This is a genomic window from Flavobacterium urocaniciphilum (assembly GCF_900110615.1).
Taxonomy (GTDB): domain Bacteria; phylum Bacteroidota; class Bacteroidia; order Flavobacteriales; family Flavobacteriaceae; genus Flavobacterium; species Flavobacterium urocaniciphilum.
In genome coordinates this window covers 40,727-65,440 of the sequence record NZ_FOEI01000002.1, presented here as the reverse complement: position 1 = coordinate 65,440, position 24,714 = coordinate 40,727, and the positions used below count along the sequence as shown (strand labels likewise).

Annotated in this window: 25 protein-coding genes; 12 read left to right on the top strand and 13 right to left on the bottom strand. The window is 30.7% G+C overall.

What is annotated here, in order from left to right; all coding sequences use genetic code 11:
• Positions 1-39: 39 nt before the first annotated feature.
• From bioD to BMY86_RS04460, 9 genes are all read right to left on the bottom strand, one after another.
• Positions 40-657: a dethiobiotin synthase gene (bioD, locus tag BMY86_RS04500; protein WP_091465795.1), complete on the bottom strand. Its 618-nt coding sequence runs from the start codon at positions 655-657 to the stop codon at positions 40-42.
• 76 nt (positions 658-733) lie between these two features.
• Positions 734-1,135 carry a putative signal transducing protein gene (locus BMY86_RS04495; RefSeq protein ID WP_091465793.1) on the bottom strand — a complete coding sequence of 134 codons (402 nt, stop codon included), beginning with the start codon at positions 1,133-1,135 and terminating at the stop codon, positions 734-736.
• Between the two features lie 13 nt (positions 1,136-1,148).
• Positions 1,149-2,297 (bottom strand): aminotransferase class I/II-fold pyridoxal phosphate-dependent enzyme, encoded by a 1,149-nt coding sequence (locus BMY86_RS04490; protein ID WP_091465790.1) that lies wholly within the window; start codon positions 2,295-2,297, stop codon positions 1,149-1,151.
• Positions 2,294-2,806, bottom strand: a complete 513-nt coding sequence (locus BMY86_RS04485) for a hypothetical protein (protein ID WP_143065594.1) — start codon at positions 2,804-2,806, stop codon at positions 2,294-2,296. The genes BMY86_RS04490 and BMY86_RS04485 overlap by 4 nt, the downstream gene beginning before the upstream one ends.
• An 83-nt stretch (positions 2,807-2,889) precedes the next feature.
• Positions 2,890-3,171: a F0F1 ATP synthase subunit delta/epsilon gene (locus tag BMY86_RS04480; RefSeq protein ID WP_091465786.1), complete on the bottom strand. Its 282-nt coding sequence runs from the start codon at positions 3,169-3,171 to the stop codon at positions 2,890-2,892.
• A gap of 75 nt (positions 3,172-3,246) precedes the next feature.
• The gene (gene atpD, locus BMY86_RS04475) at positions 3,247-4,758 is read right to left on the bottom strand and encodes a F0F1 ATP synthase subunit beta (protein ID WP_091465784.1); all 1,512 of its coding nucleotides are present in this window, start codon (positions 4,756-4,758) and stop codon (positions 3,247-3,249) included.
• Positions 4,759-4,909: 151 nt separating this feature from the next.
• Complete coding sequence (glmS, locus tag BMY86_RS04470; RefSeq protein ID WP_091465783.1) at positions 4,910-6,757, bottom strand: glutamine--fructose-6-phosphate transaminase (isomerizing); 1,848 nt, start codon at positions 6,755-6,757, stop codon at positions 4,910-4,912.
• A 12-nt stretch (positions 6,758-6,769) separates the two neighbouring features.
• On the bottom strand, positions 6,770-8,590 hold the full coding sequence (locus BMY86_RS04465) for a BamH family beta-barrel-assembly machinery protein (RefSeq protein ID WP_091465781.1): 1,821 nt from the start codon (positions 8,588-8,590) through the stop codon (positions 6,770-6,772).
• A gap of 7 nt (positions 8,591-8,597) precedes the next feature.
• Positions 8,598-9,404 (bottom strand): glycogen/starch synthase, encoded by an 807-nt coding sequence (locus BMY86_RS04460; RefSeq protein ID WP_091465779.1) that lies wholly within the window; start codon positions 9,402-9,404, stop codon positions 8,598-8,600.
• A 96-nt stretch (positions 9,405-9,500) separates the two neighbouring features.
• Here BMY86_RS04460 and panC point away from each other — a divergent pair, with 96 nt between their 5' ends.
• From panC to BMY86_RS04405, 11 genes are all read left to right on the top strand, one after another.
• Entirely contained in the window at positions 9,501-10,349 is an 849-nt protein-coding gene (gene panC, locus BMY86_RS04455; protein ID WP_091465776.1) for a pantoate--beta-alanine ligase, read from the top strand.
• A 36-nt stretch (positions 10,350-10,385) separates the two neighbouring features.
• On the top strand, positions 10,386-10,736 hold the full coding sequence (panD, locus tag BMY86_RS04450) for an aspartate 1-decarboxylase (RefSeq protein WP_091465774.1): 351 nt from the start codon (positions 10,386-10,388) through the stop codon (positions 10,734-10,736).
• A gap of 2 nt (positions 10,737-10,738) precedes the next feature.
• Positions 10,739-11,698 (top strand): lysylphosphatidylglycerol synthase transmembrane domain-containing protein, encoded by a 960-nt coding sequence (locus BMY86_RS04445; RefSeq protein WP_091465771.1) that lies wholly within the window; start codon positions 10,739-10,741, stop codon positions 11,696-11,698.
• Between the two features lie 39 nt (positions 11,699-11,737).
• Entirely contained in the window at positions 11,738-12,958 is a 1,221-nt protein-coding gene (locus BMY86_RS04440) for an alpha/beta hydrolase (protein WP_091465769.1), read from the top strand.
• Positions 12,959-12,975: 17 nt separating this feature from the next.
• The gene (radA, locus tag BMY86_RS04435; RefSeq protein WP_091465766.1) at positions 12,976-14,337 is read left to right on the top strand and encodes a DNA repair protein RadA; all 1,362 of its coding nucleotides are present in this window, start codon (positions 12,976-12,978) and stop codon (positions 14,335-14,337) included.
• Positions 14,338-14,339: 2 nt separating this feature from the next.
• Complete coding sequence (locus BMY86_RS04430) at positions 14,340-14,855, top strand: hypothetical protein (RefSeq protein ID WP_091465763.1); 516 nt, start codon at positions 14,340-14,342, stop codon at positions 14,853-14,855.
• Positions 14,856-14,984: 129 nt separating this feature from the next.
• A complete protein-coding gene (locus BMY86_RS13025; RefSeq protein ID WP_091465760.1) occupies positions 14,985-16,157 on the top strand; it encodes a VWA domain-containing protein in 1,173 nt (390 codons plus the stop codon).
• 49 nt (positions 16,158-16,206) lie between these two features.
• A complete protein-coding gene (locus BMY86_RS04420; RefSeq protein WP_091465757.1) occupies positions 16,207-17,826 on the top strand; it encodes a DUF4139 domain-containing protein in 1,620 nt (539 codons plus the stop codon).
• Positions 17,827-17,904: 78 nt separating this feature from the next.
• On the top strand, positions 17,905-18,339 hold the full coding sequence (locus BMY86_RS04415; RefSeq protein ID WP_091465754.1) for a hypothetical protein: 435 nt from the start codon (positions 17,905-17,907) through the stop codon (positions 18,337-18,339).
• Between the two features lie 121 nt (positions 18,340-18,460).
• The gene (locus BMY86_RS04410; protein WP_091465752.1) at positions 18,461-18,844 is read left to right on the top strand and encodes a hypothetical protein; all 384 of its coding nucleotides are present in this window, start codon (positions 18,461-18,463) and stop codon (positions 18,842-18,844) included.
• Positions 18,845-18,919: 75 nt separating this feature from the next.
• A complete protein-coding gene (locus tag BMY86_RS04405) occupies positions 18,920-20,287 on the top strand; it encodes a PQQ-dependent sugar dehydrogenase (RefSeq protein WP_091465749.1) in 1,368 nt (455 codons plus the stop codon).
• Between the two features lie 230 nt (positions 20,288-20,517).
• Here the strand turns inward: BMY86_RS04405 and BMY86_RS04400 are convergent, their stop codons facing one another.
• Positions 20,518-21,555, bottom strand: coding sequence for an aldo/keto reductase (locus BMY86_RS04400; protein WP_091465746.1), 1,038 nt, complete (start codon positions 21,553-21,555; stop codon positions 20,518-20,520).
• Between the two features lie 107 nt (positions 21,556-21,662).
• Between BMY86_RS04400 and BMY86_RS04395 the strand changes: the two genes are divergently transcribed.
• Positions 21,663-22,271: an LURP-one-related/scramblase family protein gene (locus tag BMY86_RS04395; RefSeq protein ID WP_091465743.1), complete on the top strand. Its 609-nt coding sequence runs from the start codon at positions 21,663-21,665 to the stop codon at positions 22,269-22,271.
• A gap of 39 nt (positions 22,272-22,310) precedes the next feature.
• On the opposite strand, the gene BMY86_RS04390 is transcribed toward BMY86_RS04395, so the two are convergent.
• The 3 genes from BMY86_RS04390 to BMY86_RS04380 all read right to left on the bottom strand — a co-directional run bounded on the left by BMY86_RS04390 (position 22,311) and on the right by BMY86_RS04380 (position 24,618).
• Complete coding sequence (locus BMY86_RS04390; RefSeq protein WP_091465740.1) at positions 22,311-22,766, bottom strand: DUF1569 domain-containing protein; 456 nt, start codon at positions 22,764-22,766, stop codon at positions 22,311-22,313.
• Positions 22,767-22,832: 66 nt separating this feature from the next.
• Positions 22,833-23,798: an OmpA family protein gene (locus BMY86_RS04385; protein WP_091465738.1), complete on the bottom strand. Its 966-nt coding sequence runs from the start codon at positions 23,796-23,798 to the stop codon at positions 22,833-22,835.
• A 55-nt stretch (positions 23,799-23,853) separates the two neighbouring features.
• Entirely contained in the window at positions 23,854-24,618 is a 765-nt protein-coding gene (locus BMY86_RS04380) for an exodeoxyribonuclease III (RefSeq protein WP_091465735.1), read from the bottom strand.
• Positions 24,619-24,714 lie beyond the last annotated feature (96 nt).

The following is a 24,714-nucleotide window of genomic DNA, read 5'->3' as shown; positions in this document are numbered from 1 at the left end:
GGTATTAAAGACATGTGTTTTAATTAAATTTTAACCAATTTATAACTTCAAAAGGTTTTCTCTAAATAAATCTGCATAATATGCTATGACATTTTGGTCGAAATAAGGTTCGTTCTCTATTCTTCCGACCATCGACACTCCTGTTTTCTCTAAAATGATACTTTCTGTGGATTGATTTTCGTCACCAGAAAAAATAATTCCAGCTACATTAATATTTCTTGATTTTAAAATTTCGATAGTCATTAAAGTATGATTGATACTTCCTAAATAATGACGAGAAACGACAATTACTTTATAATCGGGTTGAATTAAATCGATAACACATTCTTTGATATTGATTGGCACTAAAATTCCACCAGCACCTTCAACTACTAAATGATTCTTGGTTTTAGGTTCTTTTATTTTTTTGATATCGATTGTAATTTCGTCTATTTCTGCAGCTAAATGAGGACTTGCAGGAGTATTTAATGCATAGGCATTATCCAAAATTTGGGTTTTGGTATTTGAAATTCTAGATTTGATTTTATGAGAATCGGAATTATCTAAATCGCCAGCTTGAATAGGTTTCCAATAATCAGCTTCTAAAGCTTCTACAATAATTGATGAGGCAATTGTTTTTCCAACATCAGTTCCAATTCCAGTAACGAATATTTTCATGTTTATTAATTTGTCACAAAGTTCGCAAAGAAATTGCAAGTACAATCATGATTAAACATTAAATTTTTGTGAAAATTTAAAATTCAAAATTACAATCTTGACATTTATGTTTGTGTTTCGTAAATAAAGGCATTGAAAGCGTTAATAATCCATAAATAAAGGCAAAAAGAGATTTTACATCTTTAATTGAAGTTACCATTTCAATCTTTTGAGACTTACAATTCGGACAAGTTAATAAATTACCATTATCATCTAATGAGTATTCAGGAATAGCTGCTAAAATTTGTTTTGCATTAATGATATCTTCAGATTTCACAAACAGCTTAACACCACCAACAGCATTACTTAATAAAGGATCGGTATTAATCGTATTTTCATTTTGCAAGAATACTTCAATACCTTCCGATTCTAATTTCCCTTTAAACAAATACGCTTCTGAAGAATATTGATAATTTGCTATTTGTTGAAATTTTGCCATTACATTTTTAGAATTAAAATACTAATTTAGTCAAATCAGTTAACACATTTATCATTTCTTGTTCTGTATTATAGGAATGTAAACAGAAACGCAATCTTTCTTGACCTTCTGGAACAGTTGGAGACAATATTGCTTTTACATCATATCCTTTTTCTTGCAGTTTTAATGCAATAAGCTTTACTTTTTCATTACCTGGAATAATGGCAGAATGAATAGCTGATTTACTATAAACAAAAAATGGCTTTATGCCTAGCAATTGTTTTTGTTGATTAAAAAAATTGATGTTTTCTTTCAGTTTTACAATTTCTGTTGCTTGATTTAAATTTTGATAACCTACTAATATTGTTGCAACAGAATGAGGTGAAAGTCCAGTTGTATAAATAAAACTTCGAGCAAAGTTTACTAAATAATCTTTTATATCTGTATTCCCTAATATAGCAGCACCATGACAACCTAATCCTTTACCGAAAGTGATGATCCGAGCAAAAACTTTATCTTGTAATTGTTGTGATTGCACTAATCCTTCTCCATTATCCCCAAAAATACCCAAAGCATGTGCTTCATCCACAACTAAAAGTGCTTGGTATTTTTCTGAAATAGAAACTAAAGTTTCCATATTTGGAGAATCGCCATCCATAGAAAAAACAGATTCAGTTACGATATAAATAGATTGGTTTTCAGATTTTGTTTCAAAGTGTTTTGAAATTTTACTTTCTAAATCTTCGTAATCATTATGATTGAATTTATAAGCTTTAGCATGACTCATTTGTATGCCATCGCGAATAGAGGCATGACACAATTCATCATAAAAAATGATATCATTTCTTTGCGGAACTGAACTAAAGAAACCCACATTAGCATCATAACCTGAATTAAAAATAATTGCTGCTTCGGCTTGATGAAAAGCTGCAATATAATATTCAGAAACAGCATATAGATTATGGTTTCCAGAAATCAATCGTGAACCCGTTGCACCATTTATTTTAATATTATTATCAATTAAATATTGGTGTGTTTCTTCAAAAATTTGTTCGTTTTTAGCAAAACCTAAATAATCGTTGGAAGAAAAATCTATTCCATTTATTGGAACAGGTAATTTTCGTAGAGCATTTTCCGCAGTACGTTGATTTAATTTCTGTTGAAGTGAAATAGGTAGTTTCATAAGTCTTTGTAGGCTGTCCAAACAGGATTTTTAACATCTGTTTTATTTAGAAAATCTGTTTTTAAGGTTCTAGCCAATGCTTTTCCGTAAACAAAAGCATTGTCTTTTTTACTAAAACCAGATAATTTTAAATGTTTATTTTCATTATACCACAAAGTAACTGATGTAAATAAATCAGTATTTACAGCTATATAATCAAATTGTGAAACAGAGACGTTCTTAGTGTATTTGTATAGAAAAAAGTCAATTATGATTTGCAAATTATTTTCTTCTACAAAATAAGTAACTTTATTTTTTCTTGATGCTGCTAATCCAAAAGTTAGAAGACTTAATGGCTTTAAAATCATTAAAAACAATAAAATAAAATACCAAATTGAAAAGCTAAAAGGATATTCTGACATATCATTTATGATACTATAAATAAAAAACAGGAAAAAGGATGTAATTATTGTGATTTGAAAATAAGAGAGTTTTTCATCTAAAATTACTATATGTTTTTTTTCTTCCATAATTAATATTTTCGGATAGTAAAAATAAAAAAATCCCGACAAGAAAACTCTTATCGGGATTATTATTTTAATAAAAAACTGAATTAGTCTGCTAAAACAATTATTTTATTGTTATTCATTTCTATAGTACCAGATTTAATTGGTAACCAAAATGTTTGCTCATTTACTTTAGTGAATTTAGAAACGTGTTCTTTTTCAATTGTAATGTTTTGAGCGTTAATTTTCACGTTTCCTTTTGTTAATATAGAAACAATAGCAGCGTGATTATTTAACATTTGAAACTCACCATTAATACCAGGAACGGCTACTGAAGTAACCTCTCCTTTAAATAATGTTGCTTCTGGTGAAACTATTTCTAATATCATATCTTAATTAGTTTTCAGTCTCAGTTTTCAGTCTCAGTTTTCTGTTTACTGATACTGTTCACTGAACACTTGTTATTATGCTTCTGCTAACATTTTCTCTCCAGCTTCAATAGCATCTTGGATACTTCCTTTAAGGTTGAATGCAGATTCTGGTAAACGGTCTAATTCACCATCCATAATCATGTTAAATCCTTTGATAGTATCTTTAATATCTACTAAAACTCCTGGAATTCCTGTAAACTGTTCAGCTACGTGGAATGGTTGAGATAAGAAACGTTGTACTTTACGTGCACGAGCAACTACTAATTTATCTTCCTCAGATAATTCTTCCATACCTAAGATTGCGATAATATCTTGTAATTGTTTGTAACGTTGTAAAATTTCTTTTACTCTTTGAGCACAGTTATAGTGATCGTCACCTAAAATTTCTGGAGTTAAGATACGAGAAGTAGAATCTAATGGATCTACCGCTGGGTAAATACCTAACTCAGCAATTTTACGAGATAATACAGTTGTTGCATCTAAGTGAGCAAACGTTGTTGCTGGTGCAGGGTCAGTTAAGTCATCCGCAGGTACATAAACCGCTTGTACAGACGTAATAGATCCTGTTTTTGTAGACGTGATACGCTCTTGCATCGCACCCATTTCAGTTGCTAAAGTTGGTTGGTAACCTACCGCAGATGGCATACGACCTAATAAGGCAGATACCTCAGAACCAGCTTGTGTAAAACGGAAAATGTTGTCAACGAAGAAAAGTACGTCTTTACCTTGTCCTGTTCCAGCTCCATCACGGAAATATTCAGCGATAGATAATCCAGATAATGCTACACGAGCACGAGCTCCAGGTGGCTCATTCATTTGTCCGAAAACGAAAGTTGCTTTAGAATCTCTCATTCCCATAGTATCAACTTTAGATAAATCCCATCCTCCATTTTCCATAGAGTGCATGAAATCGTCTCCGTATTTAATGATACCTGACTCTAACATCTCACGAAGTAAGTCATTTCCTTCACGTGTTCTTTCACCTACTCCTGCGAATACAGAAAGACCACCGTGACCTTTTGCAATATTGTTAATTAACTCCTGAATTAATACTGTTTTACCTACTCCGGCACCACCGAATAAACCAATTTTACCTCCTTTTGCATAAGGCTCAATTAAGTCGATTACTTTAATACCTGTAAATAATACTTCAGAAGATGTAGCTAATTCTTCAAATTTTGGTGCTTGACGGTGAATAGACATTCCATTCTCACCATCTTTTGGTAATTCTGCTAATCCATCGATAGCATCACCAATAACGTTGAATAAACGACCGTAAACATCTGGTCCAATTGGCATTTTAATTGGATTTCCTGTACTTACAACTTCAGTACCTCTAGATAAACCATCAGAAGAGTCCATAGAGATCGTACGAACTGTGTTTTCTCCAATGTGTGATTGAACTTCTAATACTAATTTAGTACCATCTTTTTTAGTGATTTCTAATGAGTCATAAATTTTTGGAAGCTCAACATTTGTAGTGTCAAACACTACATCTACTACTGGTCCAATAATTTGTGCAACTTTTCCTGTAACTTTAGACATTGCTTATGTATTTATTTAATAGCTATTTAGAATTGAAAAAAACATACTTTTTTCAGAGTGCAAAGATAGTTTTTTTCGAAACAATTTACCAATTTATTTTTTGACTTTTTTTCAATAAAAAAGCGAAATTTTAAAAATTTCGCTTTTTTACTTATTCTACGGTAACAGATTTTGCCAAATTCCTAGGCTGATCCACGTTGCATCCACGCAATACAGCAATGTGATATGACAATAATTGTAACGGAATTGTAGTTAATAATGGTGTTAATGCTTCTGACGTTTCTGGAATTTCGATAACATGATCGGCTAATTCCTTAACTTGAACATCACCTTTAGTAACAACAGCAATGATTTTTCCGCTTCTTGATTTTATTTCTTGAATATTACTTACTACTTTATCATAGTGTCCTTTATTAGGTGCAATAACAAAAACCGGCATTTGCTCATCAATTAAAGCAATTGGTCCGTGTTTCATTTCAGCAGCAGGATATCCTTCAGCATGAATGTATGAAATCTCTTTTAATTTCAATGCACCTTCTAAAGCTACAGGAAAATTAAATCCTCTACCTAAATATAATGCATTTGAAGCATCCTTATATATAGAAGCAATTGTTTTAGAAACTTCATTAGTAGTTAATGCTTCTTGTACTTTTTCTGGAATCATTTCTAATTCTAACAAGTATCGTTGGTAATCAGAATGATTCATCGTTCCTTTAGCCTTAGCTAATCGTAACGCCAATAAAGTTAAAATTGTAATTTGGGTGGTAAATGCTTTAGTTGATGCTACACCAATTTCTGGACCAGCATGCGTATAAGCACCTGCATGAGTTTCTCTAGAAATAGAAGACCCAACTACATTACATACTCCAAACACAAAAGCACCACTTTCTTTTGCTAATTTAATTGCAGCTAAAGTATCTGCAGTTTCACCAGATTGAGAGATAGCAATTACAACATCATCTTTATTTATGATTGGATTTCTATATCTGAATTCAGAAGCATATTCAACTTCAACTGGGATTCTAGCAAATTCTTCAATAACATATTCAGCCACTAAACCAGCATGCCAAGAAGTTCCACATGCAATAATTAAAATACGTTTTGCATTAGTGAATTTTTCTAAATTATCTTCTACACCCGACATTTGAATAATGCCTTTGTTAGCTAATAATCTACCTCTATAAGTATCTTTAATTACATTTGGTTGTTCGTAAATTTCCTTTAACATGAAATGCTCGTACCCGCCTTTTTCAATTTGCTCTAAGTTCATTTGTAACTCTTGAACATAAGGATCAACTAAAGAATCATCTTTAATTTTACGAACTTTCATTGGTTTATTCAAACGAATAACTGCCATTTCTTCATCTTCTAAATAAATAGCATTAGAAGTATATTCAATAAATGGAGAAGCATCCGAAGCTACGAAATATTCATCATCTCCTAAACCAATTGCTAACGGCGAACCTAAACGTGCACAAACTAACTCATCTGGTTTATCTGCATCAAAAACAACAATCGCATATGCCCCAACTACTTGGTTTAATGCAACTTGAACCGCTTTACCTAATTTCAGATTATCTTTCTTCTGAACATCTTCAATTAAGTTGATTAAAACTTCTGTATCGGTATCCGATTTAAAAGTATAACCACGCTTCATTAATTCTTGCTTTAATGGCTCATAGTTTTCAATAATACCATTATGAACAATTGCTAATTTTCCTGAATTTGAAAAATGAGGATGTGAGTTTACATCATTAGGAACACCATGAGTAGCCCAACGTGTATGACCGAAACCAATTTTCCCGTCAATTGTTATTTCCTTTGCAACTCTTTCTTCTAAATCGGAAACTTTACCTTTCGTTTTAGAATGCTTTAAATCTTTTCCATCATATAATACAACACCAGCACTATCGTAACCTCTGTACTCAAGTCTTTTTAATCCTTTTATAATAATTGGATAAGCGTCTCTATGACCTATATAACCTACAATTCCACACATAATGAAAAAAGTTTAGTTTGGTTTAGTATAATGAATTACTAATTTTAATTTTTTTTCTGGATCTGTACTATGTGTACCATGTAATACAGTTCCTTGTTGAGCCATAATTGAAGAAACAGGTAATTGTTTAATATCATCTTCTGCCCCAGGCCCAAAAGTTAATGGGTTTTTAAAATATTTATTAGAAGTAATTGCAACACTTTCCGTTACACACAATCCTAATTTTACGTTTTTATTGATATTTACATTAGAACTATTCAATATATTATTAATATGTTGTGTAATTCTAATTTTATATTTTATTCCTTTTTTATAAGTTGAACTAGTGGCATCATTATCTCTTTGCAAAATTCCACCATAAACATATTTGTTATTTTTAGCACTTAAACTTGTACTTGTATCGAAAGTATAATCAAAAATAGCTTTATTATTTGTAGCATCATACAAATATATTCTTTCTGCATATTCTTGATTTGCACCACCCATTACAGTTGATGAATTATCAATATAGAACTCTAAATAAGCATCATTAATTAACCAGCCTTTTTTTCTTAATAAATCTAATTCATCAGGAATACCATTATGATAACTTTCATCTGTCACATCGTCTTCAATTCCATCATCATTATCAGTATCCGTATCAGGATTATCTTTATCATCACCAAATACATCAACATAAACTACAGAACCTTTACCTCCTTTTAAATACAATCTTTCGTTTTGTCCAAAATCAACATTCCCAAAAACATTTGCAGAATTTGCTAATCCTGTACTATAAGCACTACTATAAGAATAATCTTGTAATGAAACTGTAGAACCGCCAGTAGCAGAACCCAAAGACAACAACATTGTTTTTGATGTTGCTGCTGTACCAGCCTGTGCTCCATCATTAACAGAACTATAATTAATATTTAACTTGGCATTATTAAAGTTCAACATGGCCATCGCTCCATCTTGACCTGCCACTTGCTCCATTTGAAAATACAAACCTTTAAAGTATTGTCTAAAAGTATTGTGATTGTATAAATCAGAGTTAGAAGCATCAAGAATTCTCTTCTTGAAAAACTGCTTGTTTAGATTTAAATAAATTCCAGGCGCCAAACGTTCTTTAACTACATATTTAGTTGGATCAGTAGTAACATTATCATTTTCATCTAAATATTCTATTTGACCAGAAACAGTATTAAATTTTGTTTTGTAAATTTTAATTTCTGCTTTATTAAAATAAAACTGGTCATTTTCTGCTGGATCTGAACTATCATTTAAACGTGTACCATTAGCAACAGAATTACCGCTTCCATCATTTCCTCTTTTTTGGGCATCAATTAACCCATCCATATCATTGTAATATCTAGAATCTAGACTTTGGTCGTTTGCATCGAATTGACTTAAATAATAACCGTTTTCATAAACACTTAACTTCATTTTACTTTCTGGATTAGCTCCATAAATTGAATCTAAAGTATATGTTTTTGATCCATCATCATTTGTTTCATCTACAGTACTAAAATAAGGAATATACAATGTTACATTTTCAATTTGCACATTTGTTCCAAATTTAGGTTGGAAATTATTTAATGAAACATTAGTAACAAAATTTGCTTTAGTATCTCCGAAATATGGATTTTTATAAAACCCTAATGGATTAACTAGTAAATTATTGGTTTGCACTTCTTGTGTTGCTTGTGAATATGCTTTGATATCCACTTCATATTTGTCGAAGTCAAAATGTTCATCTCCTACTAAATCTGCCCCAACAGTATTATAATCTTGATCACAAGAAATAAAAACCATTGAAAACAACAAAGAGATAATTGCTATACTTTTTCTCATTATTTTTTTATAAAACCTTATTTTTAATAAACTCTAAATACACTTCTTTGAAGCTTTCTTTTGGCGTGAAAGGTAAAAAAGGTTTTTTGGAAGTTTCTATATATTTTGTTAAATCTGCTGATATTTCATTTGAGGCAATAATCACTGCGTCAGAATGATCAATTGTTGCCTTCATTAAATTTTCAAATTTTGGCTCTTGATAAACCGCAATTGATTCTTCAGGTAATTCATCAAATGCTAATTTGCTTTTCATTTCAGTATCTAACGTACCCTCAAATTCATTACTATAAATTGAAGTAATAATTTTTGTGTCTTCAAAAATACCTTCATCTTTGTAATAATGTTTTAAATATACTGGTAACAATGAAGCCATCCAACCATGAACGTGAATAACATCTGGCACCCAATTTAATTTTTTTACTGTTTCAACAACTCCTTTAGCAAAGAAAATAGCTCTTTCATCATTATCTGGATACATCACTCCATCTTCATCAGAAAAAGTTGCTTTTCTTTTAAAATATTCATCGTTATCAATAAAATAAACTTGGATTCTTTCTTTTGGAATTGAAGCAACTTTAATAATTAAAGGCATATCCATATCATTAACTACCAAGTTCATACCAGACAATCTAATTACTTCATGTAATTGATGTCTTCTCTCATTGATATTTCCATATCTTGGCATAAAAATTCTTATTTGCCCTCCCACTTCATTAATCATTTTAGGCAACTCATAAGATTGTAATGACACTTCATTTTCAGCTAAATAAGGCACTACTTCAGATGATACATACAATATCCTCTTGTCGGTCATAAAAATATATTGTTATTTTTGTTTAATATGCAAAATTATAAAATTTTATGGACTTATCTACTAAAATAGTAAGTTTGCATTTCATATTATTGATTTATGCCAATATTTTACACTCAAAAAGAGCTACAATTACATTTAAAAAACATTGACAACCAACGCTTAAGCATTGGGTTTGTTCCTACTATGGGCGCTCTTCATAAAGGACACTTGTCTTTAATGGAGCAATCTTTAAAAGAAAATAAAATTACAATTTTGAGTATTTTTGTAAATCCAACACAATTTAACAATCCAGAAGATTTAAAAAAATATCCTAGAACATTAGAAAATGATGTAAAACTTGTAGAGCAATTAAATAAAAACATCATTATTTATGCTCCAAGTGTAGAAGATATATACGAAGGCAATACTATTTCTACAAAATTTAATTACGATGGTTTGGAAAATCAAATGGAAGGCAAACACCGTCCCGGTCATTTTGATGGTGTAGGAACAATCGTGAAAAAATTATTTGAAATCACCAACCCAACCAATGCATATTTTGGCGAAAAAGATTTTCAACAACTTCAAATTGTAAAAAAATTAGTTTCAAAATACAAAATCCCAGTTACTATTATTGGATGCCCAATTCATCGTGAAACCAATGGTTTAGCCATGAGTAGCAGAAACGAAAGACTTTCTTCTGAAGCCAGAAATGAAGCCAAAATAATTTATAAAATTCTTTTAGAAGCAAAAACAAAATTTAAAAACTTATCTGCTAATAAAGTGACTCAATTCGTCGAAAAAGAATTTAAAAAGTACCCAAATTTTAATTTAGAGTATTTTGAAATTGCAGACGAAGACACGTTGTTAACCTGCAAAAGAAAAGTAAACAATAAAAAATACAGAGGCTTCATAGCTGTATTTATAGAAAACGTAAGATTAATTGATAATATTTCGTTAAAATAAATTATAAAATTTAGTCGAATTAATTAACTTTGCATCATGCAAATACAAGTAGTAAAATCTAAAATACACAGAGTTTCTGTAACTGGAGCCGATTTAAATTATATCGGCAGTATTACAATTGACGAAGCTTTAATGGAAGCTGCCAACATTGTAGAAGGTGAAAAAGTTGCTATTGTTAACATTAACAATGGTGAACGATTAGAAACTTACGCCATTAAAGGACCAAGAAATACTGGCGAAATCACATTAAATGGACCTGCAGCAAGAAAAGTACATCGTGGTGACATCATCATTATTATAGCTTATGGAATCATTGATTTTGAAGAAGCTAAAACTTTTAAACCTTGTTTGGTTTTCCCTAACGAAAAAGATAACTCTTTAACTTAGTTTTGAAAGAGAGGTTTGGAAAAATCGCTTCTATTTTTATTCCGTTACTATTAGGTTTCGGACTAATTTATTATCAATACACTACACTTTCAAAAGAAGAATTACTTAAAATAAAATCTTGTTTTGAACAAGCTGATTATTTTTATATTTATTTATCTTTAGTAATCGCTCTTTTTGGTTATTGGGGACGAGCATATCGTTGGAAATATTCGTTAAATCATTTGGGATATCAAACCAATTTGAAAAATGATATCATGACGGTTTGTATCTCTTATTTTATGAATTTAACTATTCCAAGATCTGGAGAAATAACTCGAGCAGCTCTATTAAAAAAATACGACAACGTTCCATTCGACAAAGGTTTTGGGACCATCGTAGCCGAACGAATTGTAGATTTACTGATCTTCTTTTTATTTGTCGGATTAGCTTTTATTCTTCAATTTGACAAATTATATAACTTTATTAAAGCAAAAATTGCCTTTGATAAAATAATTTTATTTGGTGTTATAGGTGTAATTCTAGGTGTAATTTTCCTTTTAATATGGATTTATGCGGAATGGAACATCATTAAAAAACTAAAAAATAAGTTATCTGGTTTAATTGAAGGTATGACGAGTATCCTTAAAATGAAAGACAAGTGGAAGTATATCTTCTTTTCGTTTTTCATTTGGTTTACGTATTTACTAATGTTCTATGTTACTATTTTCGCCTTACCAGAAACAGCAAACATTAGTTTCGATATCGTTATCATGGGATTTATCTTTGGAAGTTTAGCGGTTGGCTTTACCAATGGTGGATTAGGAGCTTACCCATTATCTATCGCTATGATTTACAGCATATATGGAATTTCTAACGATATTGGTACTGCATTTGGTTGGTTAGTTTGGACTTCTCAAACTATTCTTACGATCGTTTTAGGCTTATTATCATATTTATTTTTACCTATCTTAAATAAGAAATAATTTAGTATATTGCTACTCTATTTACTAAATCATTTTATCATGAAGATTAAAGCTGTCCTACTATTTTTAATGGTTTCTGTTTCTGTTTTTTCACAAAAAATAGCAGAAAAAATTCAGTCTAAAAAACTAAATGAAGAACGTAATTTTTCGATAATTACTCCTGCTTCATACGAAAGTAATCCTACTAAAAAATATCCAGTTTTAGTTTTATTAGATGGCGAATATTTAGCAGATCCTTTTTCTGGAATTTTAAGATACGGTAACTACTGGGATGATTTGCCAGAAATGATTATTGTTGCTATTGATCAAAATTATGGCGAAACACGTTTTAACGACAGTAACTATAGTGAAGAAGATGGTTTGCCTGCAGAATCTGGTGCTAAATTTTTTGAATTCATTGGTTTTGAATTATTACCATATGTACAACAAAAATACAGAACCATTCCATTTAGAATGATTGCTGGTCATGATACAACTGCAGGATTTTTAAACTTTTATTTATACAAAGACGATCCAATTTTTAACGCTTTTATTTCTCTTGCTCCAGAAATGGCTCCAGCTATGGAAGATAGAATTGCTGAACGTTTAGGAAAAATTCAAAAACCTATTTTTTATTATCATGCAACTTCTACAGGTGATTTAGAAGAAATTCAAGAAAAAACAAAAAAATTAGATGACGTAGCTAAAGACATCAAAAATCCGAATGTAATTTACAGATACGATGTATTTAAAAATACTTCTCATTATTCACTTGTGGCTGAAGCAATTCCAAGTGCTTTCTACTTTATTTTTAATGGTTATCAACCAATTTCAAAATTAGAATTTAACGAAAAAATTCTAAAATTGGATAGTGGATATGCTCAATATCTAATCGATAAATATGATTATATTGAGAAGAAAATCGGAATAAAAATGCAGCCAAGAATGTCTGATTTCAAAGCTATTGAAGCAGCAATTCTAAAAAACAAAGCCTATGATGAATTTCAGTTATTAGCTGATTATTCAGACAAACAATATCCAAAAACTATGTTAGGTACATACCAACGCGGAATGTATTTTGAAAAAACTGGAGATTACAAAAGAGCTGCAAAAGAATATATGCGTGCGTACACTCAAGAACCAATTGGCGATTTAACTAAAGATTATTTATTAGACAGAGCTGAAGCTTTGAAAGGTAAAAAAGACGAACCTAAAGTTGAAGAAGTACCAGCTGAAACTCCTGCAGAAACTCCAACAGAAGAACCTAAAAAAGACGAATAAAATCAAAATAAATAGCAATGGCTAAACTTAAAACTTCTTTCTATTGTCAAAGTTGCGGCACTAACTATGCCAAATGGTTAGGACAATGTACTTCTTGTAAACAATGGAATACTATCGTTGAAGAAATTATTCAGAAAGAAGAAAAACAAGCTTGGAGAACTTCATCATCGGAAACTAAAAAAGCTGCTAAGCCATTAAAAATAAATGAAATTTCAACATCAGAAGAAATTCGTATGAATACAACTGATGGAGAATTAAACAGAGTTTTAGGAGGCGGATTAGTCCCTGGTTCTTTAACACTTTTAGGTGGAGAACCTGGTATTGGAAAAAGCACCTTATTACTTCAAATTTCGTTAAAATTACCTTATAAAACGTTGTATGTTTCGGGCGAAGAAAGTCAGAAACAAATTAAAATGCGTGCCGAAAGAATTACCGGACAAACCGATAATTGTTTTATTTTAACGGAAACCAAAACGCAAAACATTTTCCGACAAATTGAAGAAATTGAACCGGAAGTTGTAATTATCGACTCTATTCAAACGTTACAAACGGATTATATTGAATCGTCAGCTGGAAGTATTTCTCAAATTAGAGAATGTACGGCTGAACTTATCAAATTCGCAAAAGAAACCAATGTTCCGGTTATTTTAATTGGACACATTACTAAAGATGGAACTATTGCTGGTCCGAAAATATTAGAACACATGGTTGATACGGTTCTACAATTTGAAGGCGACCGAAATCATGTGTATCGAATTTTGCGTTCCTTAAAAAACCGATTTGGTTCTACTGCCGAATTAGGAATTTACGAAATGTTAGGCAACGGATTACGTGAAGTTTCTAATCCTTCGGAAATTTTAATTTCGAATAAAGACAATTATTTATCCGGAACTGCTATTGCTACTACAATTGAAGGAATGCGCCCGTTAATGATAGAAATCCAAGCATTAGTTTCTACTGCAGTTTACGGAACACCTCAACGAAGTACCACAGGTTATAATCTGAAAAGATTAAACATGATTTTAGCAGTTTTAGAAAAACGTGCTGGTTTTCGATTAGGAGCCAAAGATGTTTTTTTAAATATTACTGGCGGAATAAATGTTGATGATCCTGCCATCGATTTAGCTGTAGTTGCCGCCATCTTATCGTCTAACGAAGACATTACAATCGATAAAGATTTTTGTTTTGCCGGAGAAGTTGGTTTAACCGGAGAAATTCGTCCCGTAAATAAAGTGGAACAACGTATTCACGAAGCGGAAAAATTAGGTTTTTCAACCATTTTTATTTCTAAACATAATAAAATAGATCGCAAAAACTATAAAATTGAAGTCCGACTATTAAGTAAAATTGAAGATTTAGTAGAACAATTATTTGGGTAAAAATGAAGAAAAAAGCAGAAATAGTACAATTACTTCAAACCTACCATGAATTAGGTCAAACGGAAGAAGCTGCTTTATTCTTAATTGATGAATTTGAACTGAATCAACCCAATTTTGCGGGAATAGTTTTAAGAGAACCTGCCAAACCCGATTATATTTTATTTACTGCAGAAGGAGAAATCGGTGATCCTATTTACATTAGAATTCCTGAAAATGTTTTTGAATATCAATTTGAGTTGATAATAAATTTATTAGCTCATGAAATGATGCACGTCATTCAAAAATCAAAATTATATAGTATTCAAGCCCGAGAAGAACGTGAATGGCAAGCTTATTATGAAATGTGTTTTCACAAAACTTTTCCAAAAGTTCCACATGCTTCTACTTTTCATAGAATCTTTTTCGCAAAAAAAGCGTTAGAATATTATAATCGAATGGAAAAAGATGGCGAATTACAAAAAAAATACGCTATTCAAAAGTCTGAAATTGAACTACTTATAAATAAATTAGAAAAATAATTTATTTCTTTCCCAACCTTTTCATGAAAATAGTAATCTCTATAATTAGAGCAGCTTTAAGCGCTTAAAATTTTTGAGATTCTAACCAGTAAAGTTTCCAATTCTACTTTGCTAAAAAATTAAATAATCATGAAAAAAGTAATTTTCACATTCGGACTTATATTCACCTCAATGAGTATGTTGAGCTGTAATAAAGTAAATGAAATTGAACCTAATCAATTAATTGCCAAATTAGACAAAAAACCAATCGTTGAAGAAAACACTAAAATTCAAGTTGCCTTATTATTGGATACTTCAAACAGTATGGATGGTTTAATTGAACAAGCCAAATCGCGTTTATGGAATATCGTTAACACGCTTACCACGTTGAAATATTCGGGCAAAACACCTACAATTGAAATTGCCTTATACGAATATGGTAACGATGGTTTATCTGCAGAAAAAAATTACATCCGTCAAGTAACTGCCCTTACCACTGATTTAGATTTAATTTCTGAAAAATTATTCTCGTTAAGAACAAATGGCGGTTCAGAATATTGTGGCGCTGTAATTAGTGACGCTACTAAAGAATTAAAATGGGATGATGGCAAAAACAATATGAAATTAGTTTATATCGCTGGAAACGAAGCTTTCAATCAAGGTGGAATTAATTATAAAGATGCGATAGGAACTGCTTTAAAAAATAATATTTATGTTAATACTATTTTTTGTGGTGATCAAAATGAAGGTATAAAATTATTATGGAAAGACGGCGCAGATACTGCAACTGGAAAATATTTCAACATCAATAGTAACCAAACGATTCAATATATCTTAACTCCTTACGATACTAAAATTAATGAATTAAATATCCAAATCAATACAACTTATGTAGGATATGGTGTTAAAGGTGAAACTAAAAAAATGAATCAAATGGTTCAAGATAAAAATGCAGAAAGTATTTCAGCAGCCAATTCTACAGAAAGAGCTGTTAGTAAATCGAGTGCCATTTATAGAAATGATGATTGGGATTTAATAGACCGTGTAAAAGAAGATAAAGATGCACTTTCAAAAATTAAAGCGGAAGAATTGCCTTCAGAATTAAAAGGTAAATCTGCAGAAGAAATTAAAAAATTTGTAGCCGAGAAAACAAAAGAAAGAGAAACCATTCAAAAAGAAATTGCAGAATTAGCTAAAAAACGTCAAGATTTTATTGATGCAGAAGCTAAAAAACAAAACAAACAAGACGATTTAGGAAATGCCATTAGTACATCTATTATCGAATTAGCAAAATCTAAAAATTATACTGTTGATAAAAAGTAAAAATAACCTAGAGGTAATAGATTACTTCGCACCTCGTAATGACAAACACATGAAAAAACTAATATTATCCATAACCTTATTGGTAACAGCAATTTCATTTGCACAAAAACCAATTTTCACATCAGCCAAAACTAAAGCTGCAACAGTATATTTTTCTGGAGCCGAATTAACGCAATCTACCTCTGTTAATTTACCTGTTGGAACGAGTGAAATCGTAATTAAAAATGTAGCTGATTATTTAAACGAAAGTACGGTACAAATTGGCGCACCCAATAACTTAACGGTTATGTCGGTTCAATTTACGCAGAATTATATTTCAGAATTCGAAATTGACGAAAACAATCCGTCTATTAAACGAGTTCGCGATAGTATTCAATTCCTACAAAAGGAAAAATTAAAAATTTATAACGATCGTATTTCTCATTCTAAAACCATTGAATTATTAGACAAAAACCAACAAGTGGCTGGACAAAATTCGGGATTGAGTGTTGCTGAATTAATGAAATTAGTAGATTATTATAATAGCAAAAGAACGCAGTTAAATAACACTATGAATTTACTTTCCGACAAAGAAGCAGACATGCAAAAGAAGATTGATTTTTTAAACAAAAAGTTAGAAATCAATACCGAAAAAGAAGAAAAAGCGTCTAAAGGAAAATTAATTTTACAAGTTATGAATGAAATTGCCGGTAATGTTAATTTAGATATTTCCTATATTACTAATGCTGCTTCATGGCAACCATTTTACGATTTACGTGCGGAAAACATCAACACTCCAATTAACTTAATGTATAAAGCTAAAGTCACGCAAAGCACAGGAATCGATTGGAAAAAAGTGAAACTGACACTTTCAAGCGGAAATCCAAATCAAAATAATGTAGCGCCGTTATTACAAGCTTGGTTCTTGAGATATGGATATCCTGCGAATTATAAAGTTTATAATAATGCACCTGCATCAAATGTAATTCAATCAATGGAAGATGTTGAAGCACTAGGCTATAGATCTGTTACTAAAAAAGAACAAATCGGTATTTCAAACTATACAGAAATTGTAGAAGGTCAACTAAACGTATCATTCGACATCGACATTCCGTATGACATTTTATCAAACGGAAAAGCGCACAGTGTAGCCTTAAAAGATTTAAAATTACCAGCAACGTATAAATATTATGCGGTTCCGAAAGTAGAAAAAGAAGCCTTTTTATTAGCCGAATTAAAAGATTATAGTAAGTATAATTTATTACCTGGTGAAGCCAATATTATTTTCGAAGGGATGTATGTGGGTAAAACAGTAATTAATCCGAACCAAACGCAAGATACGTTGAACTTAAGTATGGGTAGAGATAAAAAAATCTCCATTAAACGTGAAAAAGTGGTGGATAAATCGGGGACTAAATTCTTGTCATCTTACAAAGAACAAACGTTCACTTATGATATTATTGTTCGAAACAACAAAAAAGAAGAAATTAATATGTTGTTAAAAGATCAATATCCGTTAAGTACAGATAAAGAAATGACAGTAGAATTATTGGATAAAGATGGTGCAAAAGCCAATGAAGAAACAGGTGTTTTAACTTGGGAAATCAAACTGAAACCAAATGAAACTAAGAAATATAGAATTAGTTACAAAGTAAAATATCCAAAAGATAAAGTGATTGGAAATTTATAGATTAATTTTTAGTAACGATTTGTGAGAAATCATAAAATATAAAAAAGCCAATAGAAATTATATATTAAAACCAAACCTATGAAAACGATTTTAACAATTTTAATCTTAATATTCAATTTAACATTATTCTCTCAAGTAGATAAAGCTATTGGCGATTACCAATTTTCCATTACTACTAAAGATGGTAATTTAACAGAATGGAAATTAACTTTAAACGAAAATGGAACATTTTTTTTCCAATATTATTCAAACGTTAAATTTGAAATACCAACAGAAAAAAACATCTATGGTAAAGGGAAATGGACTATGAAAGACAATTTAATTACATTCATTTGTGATGAACAAAATGACTTAGATAAAAAATACACATTGAATTTTACTAATTCCAATGCAAGATTTATTATAAAGTCTCCTAAAAACAAAACAGATCAAATAATTAAAACAAGAGTTAAGTTTTTAAAATCTGATATATTTTGGATAAAAGGAACTGAAATATTTAAAATAGAAAACTAAATTATAATTTGTACGCTATCATAATAGCGATTCTAAATTTAGTAATAAAATAACTTAACCACACCTAACAGGCTTCTAAAACCTGTTGGGTTTTTTATTACTTTTGATTGAAATTAAAATTATGAATCAACCTTTTATTATACCAACCATTACGACAAACGAAAACGGAATTTCCATTTTTTCAGAATTAGATTTTTCAGTACAACAACGTGGTGGAATGTTTTTAACAGAGCAAATTGGCTCCAAAAATTTCAGAATTCGAAGAAGTGATGTGGGTTACGAAACCGATTTTCATGTAGCGGGAGATGCGACTTTTATTATTATTCAAAAAGGAAGTTTAAAAATCGAATTGCAAAACGGCGAATTCAAAATTTTTACTGCTGGCAACTGTTTTATTGCTCAAGATAATCTACCAGAACATATTATTTTCAATAATGAAATTCACGGACACAAAGCAAGTGTTATTGGAAATGAATCATTGCAAGCGATTCATATTAAATTATAATAATCTGATTACATGCAGTTTATTGAAAGTTGTAAGATTTTTTTCTATATTTACATAAATTAAAAATTCTTAACTATGAAAACTACTTTTTCACTATTATTGCTTTGTATTTTTAATTTCACATGGTGTCAAACCATTTCTTTACAATCATTTGCTACAGGATTTTCCTCACCTGTGGAAATTACACATGCTGGCGACTCTCGTTTTTTTGTGGTGGAACAAACCGGAAGAATTAAAATAGTAAATTCAAACGGAACTGTTAACGCAACACCCTTTTTAAATCTTTCAACTATAATTAGTACAGGCGGCGAACGAGGTTTACTCGGTTTGGCTTTTCACCCGAATTATAGTTCTAACGGATATTTTTTTGTGAATTATACCAACACTTCAGGTAATACCGTTATTGCACGTTATTCCGTTTCTGCCAATCCAGATATTGCCAATACAACTGGAACTATTTTAATGACCATTACGCAACCATTTAGCAACCATAATGGCGGTTGTTTAAAATTCGGTCCAGATGGTTATTTATATATTGCTATGGGTGATGGCGGAAGTGCTGGCGATCCAGGCAACAGAGCACAAAACATTAATGATAATTTAGGAAAATTGTTGCGTATTGATGTCAACTCAACCATAGCACCTTTTTACATCAATCCGCCTACAAATCCGTATGTTGGTATAGCAGGAAATGATGAAATTTGGGCAATTGGACTAAGAAATCCATGGAAATTTTCATTTGACAAATTGAATGGCGATTTATGGATTGCCGATGTAGGTCAGGGTGTTTGGGAAGAAATTAATAAAGTGAGTCCGACTTTAGCTGGAGTAAATTATGGTTGGCGTTGTTTTGAAGCCAATGCTGTTTACAACAATACAGGAAATTGCGCTACTATTACCGGAACTACTTTCCCATTAGTGGAAATAAATCATAGTTCAGGCGCTTGTTCTATAACAGGTGGTTATGTGTATCGTGGTTCAACCTATCCAAATTTAGTGGGTAAGTATTTATTTTCCGATTATTGTTTAGGAAAAATCGGAATGACTACTTTAACTGGTGTAACTACTTTTAGCAGTACTTTTTCTGGAAATTTCGTGAGTTTTGGAGAAGATTTAAATGGTGAATTATACATTTCTGATATTACTAGCGGAACCATTTATAAAATTACAGATACTTCTTTAAGTAATGAAAGTTTCGAAAAAAATAGATTTTCTATTTATCCAAATCCAGGAAAAAATATACTTTTTGTTGAAAAATCAGCCAACAATTATCCAACAGAAATTAAAATGTATGATGTAAACGGAAAACTTGTTTTACAACAAACAACTGAAAAAATAAATCAAAACAAAATTGACATTAGTCAGCTTGTTCCAGGATTTTACATTGTTTCTATTACAAATGATAATAATGAAATTTCGCAGTATAAATTGGTGGTGGAATAAGGAATATTGAATTGTTTTAATTACTTATTAAGCCACGAATTCTCGAATTAAATAATTTGAAAAAAATTAAAATCGATTATATCGATGAATAATTCGAATTAAAATTCTAAATAGAATTTACTAAATGAATATTCGAGAATTCGTGGCAAAAAAACAGAATTTAGTCTCTCAAAACTTTAAAAAGAGTAACAAACGTTGCATTTGTTGTGGTACTTTTACTGACCACTAAATTACGGCGCTGGATTCGGAATTAATTCCTGAATTTTATTAATCTCTTGTAAAACCTCATCTGTAAGCATCACATCAAAAGCATTGATATTTTCTTCTAATTGATCGATGGTTGTGGCACCAATTAAAGTCGATGAAACAAAATCTTGATGATTTACAAAAGCAATAGCCATTTCTGTAATGGTTAAACCTAAACTATGGGCCAACTCTTGGTATAATTTTGTGGCTTTAAAACAATTTTCATTTGTATATCGCACAAAATGTGGAAACAATTTCATTCTTGAATTTTCAGGATAACCGTTTAAATATTTACCCGTTAAAAATCCGAAACCTAATGGAGAATACGCTAACAATCCTACATTTTCACGCATTCCAATTTCTGAAAGTCCAACTTCGTACAAACGATTTAATAACGAAAATGGATTCTGAATAGTTGCAATTCGAGGTAAATTATGCTTTTCACTTTCATTTAAAAATTTCATCACACCCCACGGATTTTCATTCGAAAGTCCGATATGTTTAATTTTTCCTTCTTTAATTAAACCATCAAAAACGGTTAAAACTTCAAAAACATTTTCTTGCCAATTCGTATCGATTTTCTCCAAACCTCTTTTCTGAAACATATTCATTACACGTTCTGGCCAATGCGTTTGATACAAATCGATATAATCAGTTTGTAGGTTTTTCAAACTTAATTCAACTGCTTCTGTGATGCTTTTTTTGGAAAAATCTAACGGCTGACGGATGTAACTCATCCCACGATTTGGACCAGCAATTTTTGTGGCAACAACTAAATCATCACGTTTATGCTTGTTTTTCGCTAACCAAGTTCCTATAAAACGTTCCGTACTTCCAAAAATATGTTCGTTACCACCAATTGGATACATTTCGGCAGTATCAATAAAATTAATACCGCGTTCTATTGCGAAATCTAATTGAGAATGAGCTTCGGCTTCGGTGTTTTGATTTCCGAAGGTCATGGTTCCTAAACAAGCTTTACTAACTTTTAGATTGGTATTTGGAAGTGTTGTGTATTTCATTTTAAAAATTTTTACGAAGATACAATCAATAATTTTCAGAAAAAAACTGTTTAAAAAATCTTCCTAAAATAAAATATAGGTATTTTCGCATAAATTAAAAACATATTATGGAACAAGAAAACTTAATGATTCCCAAATTTTTTGAAAGCAATGAATATTTCATCGATGAAAATGTGAATTATTTTAAATTTGGTAATACTTACAAAGTATACAATGAAGAAACAGAACAAGTTGGAACTATACAACAAAAAGTATCAGGTTGGCATAAATTTTTACGTTTATTTTTAAACAAAGCTATGTTTCCTTTTACATTAGAAGTTCACAACATAGATAACGATTTACAAGTGACTATCAAAAGAGGTTGGACATTTTGGATGAGTAAAATTACCGTTTATGATGCTAATCAAGTCTTAATTGGAACTATAAAACAAAAATTTAAATTGTTCAAGCCTACTTTTATTATTATTAATGCTAAAGAAGAAGTAATTGCTAAAATTACAGGTGATTGGAAAGCTTGGGACTTTAAAATTGAAAATCAAAATGGTAATTCAATTGGTACAATTAATAAAAAATGGGGTGGTGTTGTTAAAGAATTTTTTACAAGAGCAGACAAATACCGTGTTTCTATTGTTCCTGAACATGCTGAAGACACAAACAAAATAGTTATTGTATCGTGTGCAATTACAGTTGATATGGTTATGAAAAACACTAAATAAAAAAAGCTCCATTTGGAGCTTTTTTTATTATAACATAAATTATTTCAAAATATCTTCAATAATTTTCAAATGATGTTGGGTATGAATCGCTAAAAATTTTTCAGATTGCTTCACATTCAAATTTCCAAAAATTGGATGATTAAAAAAAGACGTTGCCTGTAATTCATTGAATTGCTTAAGGTTGTTTTTAGTAAACTCGAGTTTCGATTTTAAATCTTCTGCTGAAGCAATTTCAACTGGTGTAACAACTTTTGGCGCTCTTACTTTTCCTCTTGGAATAGATCCCGTAGTAAAAATTAACCATTTATAAAAACCCCATTTTGGTTTAAAATCTGCAGGATTTGATTTTGCTAACTGACCAATAACTCCATTTATTACCATCAAACAATGGTCTATTTGCCAACCAATGGTACTGTTTGAAATTTTTGAATTGGTTTTTTCTATATTAGGAATATGGTTTTCTAGCTGAACTAATAAAGTATTTAGATTAGTCATAATTACATGAATTAAAAAAACCTAACAACTAAAAATTGTTAGGTTTGATTCGTTATAATTTGAATATTAAATTTCGTTTAACAACTTAGACAATTCGTCTAATTTTGGTGTTAAAATAATTTCAATTCTTCTGTTTTTAGCTTTCCCTTCTGCGGTATCATTGCTTAATAATGGCGCAAATTCACTTCTACCTGCAGCCGTTAAATTAGCTTTGTTTACTTTCGGATTCGCTGTTAAGATATTTACAATGGCAGTAGCACGTTTTGTTGATAAATCCCAGTTGTTTTCAATTCCACCTGCTAAAGTTCCCATGATCTTATCATTATCCGTGTGTCCTTCAATTAAAACTGATAAATCTGGATTATCACCTAAAACTTTACCTACTAAATCAACTGCTTTTTTACCTTCTTCGTTTACGGCATAACTTCCAGAATTGAATAATAATTTATTTTCCATAGAAACATAAACTTTTCCATCCTTTTCAGTAACTGTTAAACCTTTTCCTTCGAATGCTTTTAACGATTTAGATAAAGTTTCTCTTAATTTTTTCAAAGCTGCTTCTTTATCAGCCATGATTTTTTCTAATTCCGCTAATCGAGTAGAAGATTTTAATAAATCAGCTTTTAGTTTGTTTAATTTGTCTTGCTCAGCAGCCATTTCTTTTTGCTTTGCTTCTAACTCAGCCAATAACTGACGGTTTTTCGCAATATTAGCATCTAAAGCATCATTACTATCTTTTTCAAGAGCCGCATAAGCTGTTTTTAAATTGTCTAAACTCTTTTTTGTAGCCGCATAATCAGCAGCTAATTTATCTCTTTCAGCTTTTAATTTTTCTGCTTCAGATTTGTATTTATCTAAATCGGTTTTTAACGTTCCGTTTTCTGTTTTCAATACATCATTTTCATCTGCCAACGCATTTCTTTCTTTCTTTAAATCGGCAAATTTATTTTCTAAGTCTTGGTAGATTTTTTTAGAAACACATGAAGTTGTCATGGCTAATACTACTACTGCTAATCCTACTTTTCTTATCATAATTTTCGTTTTTATAATAGACGTTTATTTTTAGTTTTTGGTTGTATTTTATTAGTTAAAATTCCATTTCCACATAAACCGGACAATGGTCTGAATGTTTGGCTTCTGGTAAAATTAAAGCTCTTTTAATATTATCTTTTAAAGGTTCGGCAACTAAACAATAATCGATTCTCCAACCTTTGTTATTATTTCTGGCATTAGCACGATAACTCCACCAACTATAATTATGCGGTTCTTTATTCAAATGACGGAAAGAATCAATCATTCCTGTTTTCATAAATCCGTCTAGCCAAGCACGTTCTTCAGGTAAAAATCCAGAGGTTTTTTCATTTCCTTTTGGATTGTGAATGTCGATAGCTTCATGACAAATATTATAATCTCCACAGACAACTAAATGAGGTAATTCTCTTCGTAAATTCACAATATAATCCTGAATTTCATCCATGTAATTGAATTTGTAACCCAATCTATCATTATTGGTTCCCGAAGGTAAATACATACTCATTACAGAAATATGATCGAAATCTACACGCAAATTTCTACCTTCAGAATCCATAGATTCAATTCCAGTTCCGAACACCACATTATTCGGTTTGTTTTTACACAAAACGGCTACACCACTATATCCTTTTTTTTGTGCTGGATAATAATATTGATACGGATAACCCGCTGCTTTAAGATCTTCAACTGGTATTTGATCTTCAGTGGCTTTAATTTCTTGCAAACAGATTACATCAGGACTGGCACTTTGTAACCATTCAATAAAACCTTTTGTAATTGCCGCTCTAATTCCGTTAACGTTATAAGAAATAATCTTCATTCCATTTTCATTCTAATTTCTCAAAAATAGAAAAACTTTTTTATAAAAACTGCTATAAAATCCACTATTTTATAAATAATTCAATATCAAAAATAT

Excerpts from the sequence above, each read along its gene's own strand:
- radA (WP_091465766.1), top strand. The coding sequence starts at position 12,976 with ATGGCTAAACTTAAAACTTCTTTCTATTGTCAAAGTTGCGGCACTAAC.
- BMY86_RS04430 (WP_091465763.1), top strand. The coding sequence starts at position 14,340 with ATGAAGAAAAAAGCAGAAATAGTACAATTACTTCAAACCTACCATGAA.
- BMY86_RS04385 (WP_091465738.1), bottom strand. The coding sequence starts at position 23,798 with ATGATAAGAAAAGTAGGATTAGCAGTAGTAGTATTAGCCATGACAACT.
- BMY86_RS04440 (WP_091465769.1), top strand. The coding sequence starts at position 11,738 with ATGAAGATTAAAGCTGTCCTACTATTTTTAATGGTTTCTGTTTCTGTT.
- BMY86_RS04465 (WP_091465781.1), bottom strand. The coding sequence starts at position 8,590 with ATGAGAAAAAGTATAGCAATTATCTCTTTGTTGTTTTCAATGGTTTTT.
- BMY86_RS04400 (WP_091465746.1), bottom strand. The coding sequence starts at position 21,555 with ATGAAATACACAACACTTCCAAATACCAATCTAAAAGTTAGTAAAGCT.
- glmS (WP_091465783.1), bottom strand. The coding sequence starts at position 6,757 with ATGTGTGGAATTGTAGGTTATATAGGTCATAGAGACGCTTATCCAATT.
- BMY86_RS13025 (WP_091465760.1), top strand. The coding sequence starts at position 14,985 with ATGAAAAAAGTAATTTTCACATTCGGACTTATATTCACCTCAATGAGT.
- BMY86_RS04380 (WP_091465735.1), bottom strand. The coding sequence starts at position 24,618 with ATGAAGATTATTTCTTATAACGTTAACGGAATTAGAGCGGCAATTACA.
- bioD (WP_091465795.1), bottom strand. The coding sequence starts at position 657 with ATGAAAATATTCGTTACTGGAATTGGAACTGATGTTGGAAAAACAATT.
- panD (WP_091465774.1), top strand. The coding sequence starts at position 10,386 with ATGCAAATACAAGTAGTAAAATCTAAAATACACAGAGTTTCTGTAACT.
- BMY86_RS04390 (WP_091465740.1), bottom strand. The coding sequence starts at position 22,766 with ATGACTAATCTAAATACTTTATTAGTTCAGCTAGAAAACCATATTCCT.
- BMY86_RS04480 (WP_091465786.1), bottom strand. The coding sequence starts at position 3,171 with ATGATATTAGAAATAGTTTCACCAGAAGCAACATTATTTAAAGGAGAG.
- BMY86_RS04410 (WP_091465752.1), top strand. The coding sequence starts at position 18,461 with ATGAATCAACCTTTTATTATACCAACCATTACGACAAACGAAAACGGA.
- atpD (WP_091465784.1), bottom strand. The coding sequence starts at position 4,758 with ATGTCTAAAGTTACAGGAAAAGTTGCACAAATTATTGGACCAGTAGTA.
- BMY86_RS04415 (WP_091465754.1), top strand. The coding sequence starts at position 17,905 with ATGAAAACGATTTTAACAATTTTAATCTTAATATTCAATTTAACATTA.
- BMY86_RS04460 (WP_091465779.1), bottom strand. The coding sequence starts at position 9,404 with ATGACCGACAAGAGGATATTGTATGTATCATCTGAAGTAGTGCCTTAT.
- BMY86_RS04420 (WP_091465757.1), top strand. The coding sequence starts at position 16,207 with ATGAAAAAACTAATATTATCCATAACCTTATTGGTAACAGCAATTTCA.
- BMY86_RS04485 (WP_143065594.1), bottom strand. The coding sequence starts at position 2,806 with ATGGAAGAAAAAAAACATATAGTAATTTTAGATGAAAAACTCTCTTAT.
- BMY86_RS04495 (WP_091465793.1), bottom strand. The coding sequence starts at position 1,135 with ATGGCAAAATTTCAACAAATAGCAAATTATCAATATTCTTCAGAAGCG.
- BMY86_RS04490 (WP_091465790.1), bottom strand. The coding sequence starts at position 2,297 with ATGAAACTACCTATTTCACTTCAACAGAAATTAAATCAACGTACTGCG.
- BMY86_RS04405 (WP_091465749.1), top strand. The coding sequence starts at position 18,920 with ATGAAAACTACTTTTTCACTATTATTGCTTTGTATTTTTAATTTCACA.
- BMY86_RS04395 (WP_091465743.1), top strand. The coding sequence starts at position 21,663 with ATGGAACAAGAAAACTTAATGATTCCCAAATTTTTTGAAAGCAATGAA.
- panC (WP_091465776.1), top strand. The coding sequence starts at position 9,501 with ATGCCAATATTTTACACTCAAAAAGAGCTACAATTACATTTAAAAAAC.